Origin of the sequence: Synechococcus sp. H60.1 (genome assembly GCF_047462335.1) — a bacterium.
In the GTDB taxonomy this organism is placed as follows: Bacteria; Cyanobacteriota; Cyanobacteriia; order Thermostichales; family Thermostichaceae; genus Thermostichus.
The window spans coordinates 1-8075 of sequence record NZ_JANSJA010000061.1; the positions used below are offsets into that span (position 1 = coordinate 1).

Genomic DNA, 8075 nt, shown 5'->3' on the forward strand with positions numbered 1-8075 from the left:
TGGTGAATAGGGGTTAGTAACTGGTGACGAGTCACTAATCACTAGCCACTAGTTAGTTAAGTGCTGTTGTGGAACCAGGAACAAGAATCCTCGCCCTTTAGGGCTGGGGAGTATGTTCATTAGCGAGTTGGCTGAGACATTTCCTAGGCGTTTGCCATCGGTTGGGTTTTTCACCGTTTTGGGTGCTTGTCTAGGAATGGCATGCCTCGTCAACAGCTATACCATTGGCAAGCAACTGAGGATCCAGAGGGGTTTCCCCAGCCTCCTAGAGATCACCCATTGGGAATGGGTATGGGTGGCAGAGCCTAGGGCAAATCCTGCTCGGCAAATGCGGGCAACCGCTATGATCCGTCTGGGCTGTGGGGCCTTTGGAGGCAGTGTGAAGGGTTTTCGGAAGCTTGGGGGGAGAACGTGGAGCTTGCGCCTGCTCGGATCCCTGATAGCTGTACTACTGCTACTGCTGCTCAAAGCGTGCGGGGGAGGGGGTGGTTTCCCCCCTTCTTCTCCTCCGACTGCCGTTCCCACCCTTTTGCCTTCACCGATAACTGCCCCTGTTTCTCAGTTCACCATTGACGTTCGTTTTCCCGACAACAGCCTCACTCCCAGCCAGCAAGCCATTGTCCGCAGCGCGGCCTTGAGGTGGCAGGAGATCATCGTCGGGGATCAGCCGGATCTGGGGCCCACCAACATCCGGGCCGGCGAGTGTGGTGCGGGGGCTCCCAGCACGCCGCTCGATTTCCCTATCGACGATCTATTGGTGGAGGTGCGGGCAAGAGACCTGGGCAACGAGCGGATTTTAGGGGGAGCGGCTCCCTGTTTTGTGCGGGCCTCCAATGGCCTGCCTTTCTACTCTGTGGTTGTGTTCAACAGCCGAAACCTCTCGGCTTTGGAAGAGCGGGGCGACCTACCCATCACCGCCTTGCACGAGTTGGGCCATGCTCTTGGCTTTTTGCCCAGCGTCTGGGATCCCAAGGGGCTGACGGTGGGCTTGGTGGGGCGGGATCAGCCGACGCCGCCGGGCTATGATCCCCGCTTTATTGGCCCGCGGGCGGTTGCCGCTTTTACCACGTTGGGGGGGAATGCCCCTTCTGTTCCCTTAGAGAACCAGTTTGGGGAGGGATCCCGCGATTCCCACTGGCGGGAGAGCGTCTTGGGTCGGGAGCTGATGACCACCCGCCTCGACCGGGGGGTGCCCAATCCCTTAAGCATCCTTACGGTGGGAGCGATGGCAGATATGGGCTACGCAGTGAACCCGGCGGCAGCCGATGGCTTTGAGCTGGGGCGCAGCCGGCCCCTCTCGGAACCCCTGGAGCTGCAGGAGCTGGAGCTGGCCCTACCGCTGCGGCGCTTCGATGCCACAGGCAGACCGGTGGGGGATCCCTGAGGTTGAAAAAAGCATATCTACCTATAGCCAAGCTGCCCGTTCTTAACAATAATGAGTGGCCAGTTGCAGAACGTTACGACATCGGCAAAATGGGCATTCTCAAAAAGCTGTTCGGCGGTCTTTTTTCCTTCTTTGGCATTCTCTTCGGCGGTCTGGTGGATTTTGTAACTGGGCCTTTTCGCTCGGCGCCTGGACAATCCGCTCCAAGCCAGTCGGCAACTTCCTCTAACTCTGCGGCAACGGCTGCACCTGCCAAGCCCAAAGTGGTGGTCGAAAGGCCCTTTGTGCCCAACGAGATCCCGGCTCCGCGTCCTAACCGTCGCCCTGGCCCAGCTCTAGATCTGTTCCGCGCCATGGCCCAAGAGATCCCGTCGGCGCGGGCCTAGCTTGCCCTGCTTTTGGGGAGCAGCTCGTAAGATGGAGATGGCCCTGTATTCTGGAGACTGCTCCCTATGTCGGATCTTTCTTTCTCAGAACAAGAACGGCTAAAACAGCTTGAGCGCGAACTGGAGCAGGCGGCTGCGGCCTCTGGGGCGCTGAGCTCGTCTCAGGGGAAAAATGCCGTTCGCACTTGGGCTGAGTGGGGGCGTCCACTGCTGACGGTTTTGGCCATTTTGGGCTGTATCTTGCTGGTGGGGCTGGTCTTCCGGGTTTTCACCACTGTTCTCAAGTGGGCGGTGGTGGTGGGGCTGGGCTACCTGCTCTACGTCTGGGTGGTGGCGCCACGGCTGGGCCTTCCCACTGGAGCGAGGCCAAAGGCAGAAGACAGGGATCTGGACAGCTTTTGATGCGCAGGGATCCCTGGCGGGCCCGCGCCTACCTGGCAGCGGCTATCTTGGGCTGGGCCACGGCGGCCAGCGCCTTTAAGTTCGGGTTGCAGCACCTCTCACCGACGGTCTTGCTGATTTTTTCGGCGTGTAGCTCCTGCCTAATCTTGGGGATGGTTCTGGTGGTAACAGGGCGGGCGCCTCTTGTCCGCCAGCAGAAGGGATCCCAAATTGGCCTGTCGGCGCTGCAGGGGCTGCTCAACCCGTTTGGCTACTACGGGGTGCTCTTCCAAGCCTATGATCGCCTCTCGGCCCAGGCGGCACTGGCTTTAAATTACACCTGGCCGCTGCTGCTGGCTCTCTTGGCGGTGCCGCTGTTGGGGGAGCGCCTGCGCGGGCGGCTGCTGCTGGCTTTGGGAACGAGCCTGGTGGGGGTGGTGCTGGTGGCCACGGGGGGCTCCTGGGGCACCCTGCAAGTGGAGGATCCCTGGGGAGTGGGACTGGCGGTGGGCAGCGCCGCTATTTGGGCCCTCTACTGGCTGCTCAATGTGCGGGATGGACGGGATGCCGTGCTGAAGTTGTTCCTGGGGTTTGTCTTCGGCAGCGGCTATTGCCTGGCGCTATTGCCGTTGCAGGAGCTGAGGTGGACTCTAGCAGGGCTGGGCTGGGCGGCCTACATCGGCTTGGCGGAGATGGGCCTGACTTTTGTGTTCTGGCTGCGGGCGCTGGAGCTGGCGGACGAGCGCGGATCCCTGGCCAATTGGGTCTATGTCACGCCATTCCTGTCGCTGGGGTTGATCGCGGTGCTGTTGCAGGAGCCGATCGCGCCAGGATCGCTGCTGGGCCTGGGCCTCATCTTGGCCAGCAACCTCTGGGGATCCCGGCGGGAAAAGTCTCAGCCTGTGCTTTCCTAAGGCTATGGCGGTGAATCCAGTTCCTCTCTATGTGGCGGCAACGGCCCATGGGTTTGGGCACGTCACCCGGCTGACGGCGGTGGTGAACACTTTGCGGCGGCGGGAGCCGCAGATCCTGCCCATTTGGGTGACGCCGGCTCCCGCTTGGCTGCTGGAGCGCTACGGGGAAGGGGAGTTTCTGCATCGGCCCCGCGCTTTGGACGTGGGGGTGGTGCAGCCGGATGGGCTGCAGGCGGATCTGCCGGCGACGTTAGTGGCCCTGCGGGCGTTCCAAGCGGGGTCTGCCGACCTCATCCGAGAAGAGGCGGAGTTCATCCGCAGCCAGGGGGTGCCGTTGCTGCTAGGGGATGTGCCCCCCATTGCCGCCGCCATTGCCGAGGCCGCCGGGATCCCCTGCTGGATGGCCAGCAACTTCGGCTGGGACTTTATCTATCAAGAGTACGGCCCCCAGTTTCAGCCCTTTGTAAGCTGGATCCGCGAGCTGTACGGGCGCTGCCAGCGGCTGTTTCGCCTGCCCTTTGCTGAGCCTATGGGCGCCTTTCCCCACCAGGAACCCGTGGGGTTGACGGGGTCGGATCCCCGCTACTTGGCTGAGGAGGTGGCCCAGCGCCTAGGGCTGGAGCGGGAGCGGCCCACGGTTTTGTTGACCTTTGGCGGGCTAGGGCTGCAGGGCTTGCCCTACGAGCGGCTTTTGGATTTTCCCGACTGGCAGTTTCTCACCTTCGACCCCAAGGCTCCCCCTTTGCCCAACCTGCAGGTTTTGGACGGGCAGAGGTGGCGCCCGGTGGATGTCATGCCCCTCTGCCGCTGGGTGGTGTCCAAGCCGGGCTATGGCACCCTAGCGGAGGCGCTGCGCTGTGGGATCCCCATGGCCTGTGTCAACCGTTCCAGCTTTGCCGAGTCGCCCCTCTTGGTGGAGGGATTGCGGCGCTACGGCTGGCATCGTATCCTCTCGCCGGAAGAGTTCTTTGCGGGATCCTGGGACTTCTTGCGGGATCCCCCTCACCCCCCCCAGGGGGCAGAAGAGCTGGATCAGGGGGGCAACGAGGCCATTGCGGACGCCATCGCGGCGTTCCTGAGGCAGTAGCATAGGGAGCAGCTTCCTGGAGTGGATCCCATGGCCGGCAGCACAACCGAGTCTTTGCGGCAACTCTACGAGGAACTGCCCTATCCCAACGTACCTGTTGAGGCGTCGGGCCGCAGCGCCATCGGTAGTCTGTACCGCCTGAGCTGGACGACGGCCCAATACGCCCGTACCCGCGCCATCCTGCCCAGCGAGGGGATCGCCATCCTCAACGTCGGCTGTGGCTCCGGCTGGGAGACCTTGATCTTGGCGGAGGCCAACCCAGGGGCGCGGCTGGTGGCCTGCGACCTCTCGCCGGCGTCGGTGCAGGCAACGGAGCGGCGCCTGCGCTACCACGGCTTTGGGGAGGTGGAGCTGCATGCCCTCAACCTGTTGGAGATTGAACAACTGGGGCAGCGGTTTGACTTCATCAGCCTCAACGACGTGCTCTATCTGCTTGAGGATCCCGTGGCGGGCTTGAAGGCGCTTAAGCGGGTGCTCAAGCCGGACGGGATCTTGCGGGCCAACCTGCACCACGCCTACCAGCGGCAGGTGATCTTCCGTATGCAGGAGGCGTTTCGGCTGCTGGGCCTGTTTGAGCTGCCCACCCCCGAAGCCTGCCGGCGGGTGCGGGAGTTCATGGCCAGCCTGGCCTCTGACGAGCTGCGGGCTGCCCTGCGCTGGGATCCCCAGATCTACAGCGACGACACCAACATCCGCGCCAACTACCTCTTACCCGGCGACAAAGGGTTTTTGCTCCCGGATCTCCTGCGCATGCTTCAAGAGGCGGAGCTGGGCTTGGTTTGCCTGGTGGACTACGCCGACTGGGATCCGACGCTGCTCTTCAAAGACAGGGCCATGCCGGCTTGGCTGCAGGCGGAGCTGGACAAGCTTTCCCCTGCCGAGCAAAACCACTTCTACGAGCTAATCTACCCCGACCACCGCCTAATCGACTTTTGGGCGGAGCACCCCGGCTCTTCCTTGGTCTTGCCCTGGAGCGACGCCGACTGGCTGGAGGGCAGGGTGCAGCTCAACCCCATCCTGATGGACAACGCCGAGTTTCGCCACAACTTTGCCCAGGCCCACGACAAGAAGCTGGAGTTTGCCATGAACTGGCCGGGGGCCAGCCGTGGGCGCCTGACCATACCAGCCCCCCAGATGGCCTGGCTGGGATCCCTGTTGCAGGGGCCAGTGGCGGTGGCTAGCTTGGTCGAGCAGGCGGCCCAAGCCCATCGGATCGACCAGGAAGCGGCCCAGGAGCAGGTGCTCACCTACCTGGCAGGGCTGGAGTCGTTTCTGTTTGTGATGTTGGATCCCAGCCCAGCTTCTCTTGCCAAAGAAGGGATTTGAAATGGCGGCAATCTTGGGCCTGCAGGGGAGAGGATCCCTAGCGGTCCACCAGGCGCAGCTCAAAGGTAAGAATGTTGGCGGCCAAAATCTCCAAAGCTCCCCCCTCGATGAGGTCGCGGGTGAGGGCAGCCCCAGAGCCACTTTGTTGGATCAATTCTCGGCTGCGGCGCACTGTCTCTTGCCGCTGGGGATCGTCCACAACCACCTGCCGCTGGTTGGAGAGGCTGAGGCGGTAGTAGTGGGGCAGCTCGCCACGGGTGGCGTCAATGGCCAGGTTGGTTTCTTCAGGAGCAACGCGGAAGGGGGCACGGGCGGTGAGCAGCGCCACCTGGATATCCTGATCCCGCCCGTCCAGGCCCTGGAGCTCGGAGATGTCGATCTGGAAGCGGAGGGTGTCGCGGTCGCGGCTGAGGCGCTCTGCCCGCACCTGGTTAAAGCCGACGGCAAACTCCCGCTCCGGCTCGCCAAACCGCTGGATGGTGGACTGCAAGACCGATTCTTCGTTGAGGGGGGTAACCCGGATGAGGTAGTCCCAGTTCTGGACAAAGGCATACTCATTGGGCCCGACGCGGACATTGGGATCCACCAGGTTGGCAGTGGGGCCAGGGCTGCCGGCCCGGCTGAGGGCCACCAGGTACCAATAGTTGGGGCTGATGGGCAAGCCCATGGTCATGCGCACTTCCAATACTGGCCGCGCCCAAGCAGCAACCGCCGTGAAGGCTGTGATGGCTGCTGCTCCGAGGCAGCTCCACAGCCAGTGCTGAGGACGACAGTCGAGCTGCAGCGGGCGAAACCAGGTTACGGCTACAGTCCTCATATCAACTTCCTCAACTGCAGCGACTTGCCTTCGCGTCAGGTAACAAAAGATCCGATGCTTGCGCAACAAGTTTAGAACCGTCTGGCCAAAGATGGCCGTTGTCCGGCGAGCTGGGGCTCTGGACGCTAAGCTGGGCTTTTGGCTAAGCATACACCTTAGTTCTGGATTGGGAAGGATGGCAAGCGCTTTTGCACAGGTGCAGGAAGGCACAGGCTCATTACCTTGGTTAGTTGAGCCAATGCAGAGAGGGGATCCCTCTGTTGTGGGAGCAGTTGTAATCATGAGGCGATTGCGAACAGCTCTGCCGCTGTTGTGTTTTTCTTTGCTGCTGGCTGCCTGTCGAGCGGGGGGCCCCCCTCGCGGCATGGAAGGCCGAGGAAGTGGACAAAGCCAGCCCACCCCGGTGGCCATCGGCGCCGTGGAAGAACGGCCCATTCAGGAGACTGCGGAGTTCATCGCCAGCCTCGGATCCCAGCAGGTGGCAAGCATCCGGCCCCAGGTGAGCGGCCAGGTAACCCAGGTGTTCGTGCGGCTGGGATCCCAGGTCTCTGCCGGGGCGCCCCTGTTTGCGATCGACAGCCGGCAGCAACAGGCGGCGGTGGCCGGCCAAACGGCGGGGATCGCGGCGGCCCAGGCCAACCTGGAGAGCAGTCGAGCCGTGCTCAGCCAGTTGCGGGCGGAGCGGCTGCGGCTGGAGGCGGCGGCAGAGTTCGCCCAGGAGCAGCACGAGCGCAACCTGCGCCTCTTGGCCGAGGGGGCTATTAGCCAGGCGCAAGCGGATCAGTCCAGCCGGGATCTGCGCCAGGCGGAGGCAGCCTTGGCGGCCCAGCAGGAGCAGATCCGGGCCCAAGAGGCGGCCATCTTGCGGTCAGAGCGAGAGGTGGAGCGGGCCCGGGCCGAGGCGGAGCGGCAGCAGGTGCAACTGCAGTTTTTCCAGGTCACGGCTCCCTTTGCCGGCATTGTCGGCGAGGTGTTGGTGCGGCAGGGGGATTATGTGACACCCCAGACGGTTTTGACCACCCTGACCCAAACCCAGGCGCTGGAGCTGAACCTGAACATCCCGCTGCAGCAGGCCCCCCGCCTGCGCATCGGCACGCCGGTGCAGATCCTAGATAGCGGCGGCGAGGTCATCGGCACCAGCCAAGTCTCTTTCATTGCGCCTGAAGCGGATCCCGGCACGCAGTCGGTCCTGGCCAAGGCCTTGCTGGAGAACCCCGCCGGCCAGTTGCGTAACGCCCAGTTTGTGCGAACCCGCATCGTCTGGGAGGAGCGGCCAGCTTTGTTGGTGCCGGTGACGGCGGTAGCCCGTCTGGGCGCCCAAACCTTTGTCTACACGGTGCAGACTACAGATCCTCCAGAAGAGGGCAAGCCCCCTGGGGCGGTGGCGGTGCAAAGGCCGGTGCGGCTGGGATCCCTCTACGGCAACAGCTACGAGGTGCTGGAGGGGCTGGAGGCCAACGAGCCGATCGTGCTGAGCGGCCTGCAAAAAATCCGCGATGGCGCCCCCATTGTCGATGAGGTGCTTTTTCAGCAGAGGATGCAAGGGGGAGGGAGACCGCCTGGATCCCCGCCCTAGATCTCCCCTCTTGAGCGGTTTCCCAACTCGGCCACTCCCTTCTACTCCTCACTTGTTGCCGCGGATCCCTGTCTATGTTTGTCGACTTTTTCATTCGCCGCCCTGTTTTGGCCACTGTCTGCTCCATCATCATTGTGCTGGTGGGAGCAGTGAGCATCCCCCTGTTGCCGGTGGACTACTACCCGCAGGTGGCGCCGCCGGCAG

General features: G+C 62.9%; 8 protein-coding genes and 1 pseudogene. 8 read left to right on the plus strand and 1 reads right to left on the minus strand.

The genetic code is table 11. The features are described from left to right. Positions 1-529: 529 nt before the first annotated feature. The 6 genes from NW852_RS03195 (at position 530) to NW852_RS03220 (ending at position 5478) form a co-directional block, all read left to right on the plus strand. On the plus strand, positions 530-1384 hold the full coding sequence (locus NW852_RS03195) for a leishmanolysin-related zinc metalloendopeptidase (RefSeq protein ID WP_414372624.1): 855 nt from the start codon (positions 530-532) through the stop codon (positions 1382-1384). A gap of 2 nt (positions 1385-1386) precedes the next feature. After that, positions 1387-1770 (plus strand): hypothetical protein, encoded by a 384-nt coding sequence (locus tag NW852_RS03200; protein ID WP_414332533.1) that lies wholly within the window; start codon positions 1387-1389, stop codon positions 1768-1770. A 66-nt stretch (positions 1771-1836) separates the two neighbouring features. Next, entirely contained in the window at positions 1837-2172 is a 336-nt protein-coding gene (locus NW852_RS03205) for a hypothetical protein (RefSeq protein WP_414337085.1), read from the plus strand. Next, entirely contained in the window at positions 2172-3065 is an 894-nt protein-coding gene (locus NW852_RS03210; protein WP_414332529.1) for a DMT family transporter, read from the plus strand. Before NW852_RS03205 ends, NW852_RS03210 begins: the two co-directional genes overlap by 1 nt. Positions 3066-3069: 4 nt before the next feature. Then, positions 3070-4152: a glycosyl transferase gene (locus NW852_RS03215; protein WP_414426461.1), complete on the plus strand. Its 1083-nt coding sequence runs from the start codon at positions 3070-3072 to the stop codon at positions 4150-4152. Positions 4153-4182: 30 nt separating this feature from the next. Beyond that, the gene (locus NW852_RS03220; protein ID WP_414426462.1) at positions 4183-5478 is read left to right on the plus strand and encodes a class I SAM-dependent methyltransferase; all 1296 of its coding nucleotides are present in this window, start codon (positions 4183-4185) and stop codon (positions 5476-5478) included. Positions 5479-5515: 37 nt separating this feature from the next. On the opposite strand, the gene NW852_RS03225 is transcribed toward NW852_RS03220, so the two are convergent. Continuing rightward, complete coding sequence (locus NW852_RS03225; RefSeq protein WP_414332523.1) at positions 5516-6295, minus strand: hypothetical protein; 780 nt, start codon at positions 6293-6295, stop codon at positions 5516-5518. A gap of 280 nt (positions 6296-6575) precedes the next feature. Here NW852_RS03225 and NW852_RS03230 point away from each other — a divergent pair, with 280 nt between their 5' ends. After that, on the plus strand, positions 6576-7871 hold the full coding sequence (locus NW852_RS03230; protein WP_414372629.1) for an efflux RND transporter periplasmic adaptor subunit: 1296 nt from the start codon (positions 6576-6578) through the stop codon (positions 7869-7871). 74 nt (positions 7872-7945) lie between these two features. Beyond that, positions 7946-8075: pseudogene (locus NW852_RS03235) on the plus strand (hypothetical protein); the annotation flags it as partial.

What these genes read in the sequence shown, in the direction of transcription:
- NW852_RS03205 (WP_414337085.1), top strand. Translation starts at nt 1,837, where the DNA reads ATGTCGGATCTTTCTTTCTCAGAACAAGAACGGCTAAAACAGCTTGAG.
- NW852_RS03210 (WP_414332529.1), top strand. Translation starts at nt 2,172, where the DNA reads ATGCGCAGGGATCCCTGGCGGGCCCGCGCCTACCTGGCAGCGGCTATC.
- NW852_RS03215 (WP_414426461.1), top strand. Translation starts at nt 3,070, where the DNA reads ATGGCGGTGAATCCAGTTCCTCTCTATGTGGCGGCAACGGCCCATGGG.
- NW852_RS03220 (WP_414426462.1), top strand. Translation starts at nt 4,183, where the DNA reads ATGGCCGGCAGCACAACCGAGTCTTTGCGGCAACTCTACGAGGAACTG.
- NW852_RS03225 (WP_414332523.1), bottom strand. Translation starts at nt 6,295, where the DNA reads ATGAGGACTGTAGCCGTAACCTGGTTTCGCCCGCTGCAGCTCGACTGT.
- NW852_RS03230 (WP_414372629.1), top strand. Translation starts at nt 6,576, where the DNA reads ATGAGGCGATTGCGAACAGCTCTGCCGCTGTTGTGTTTTTCTTTGCTG.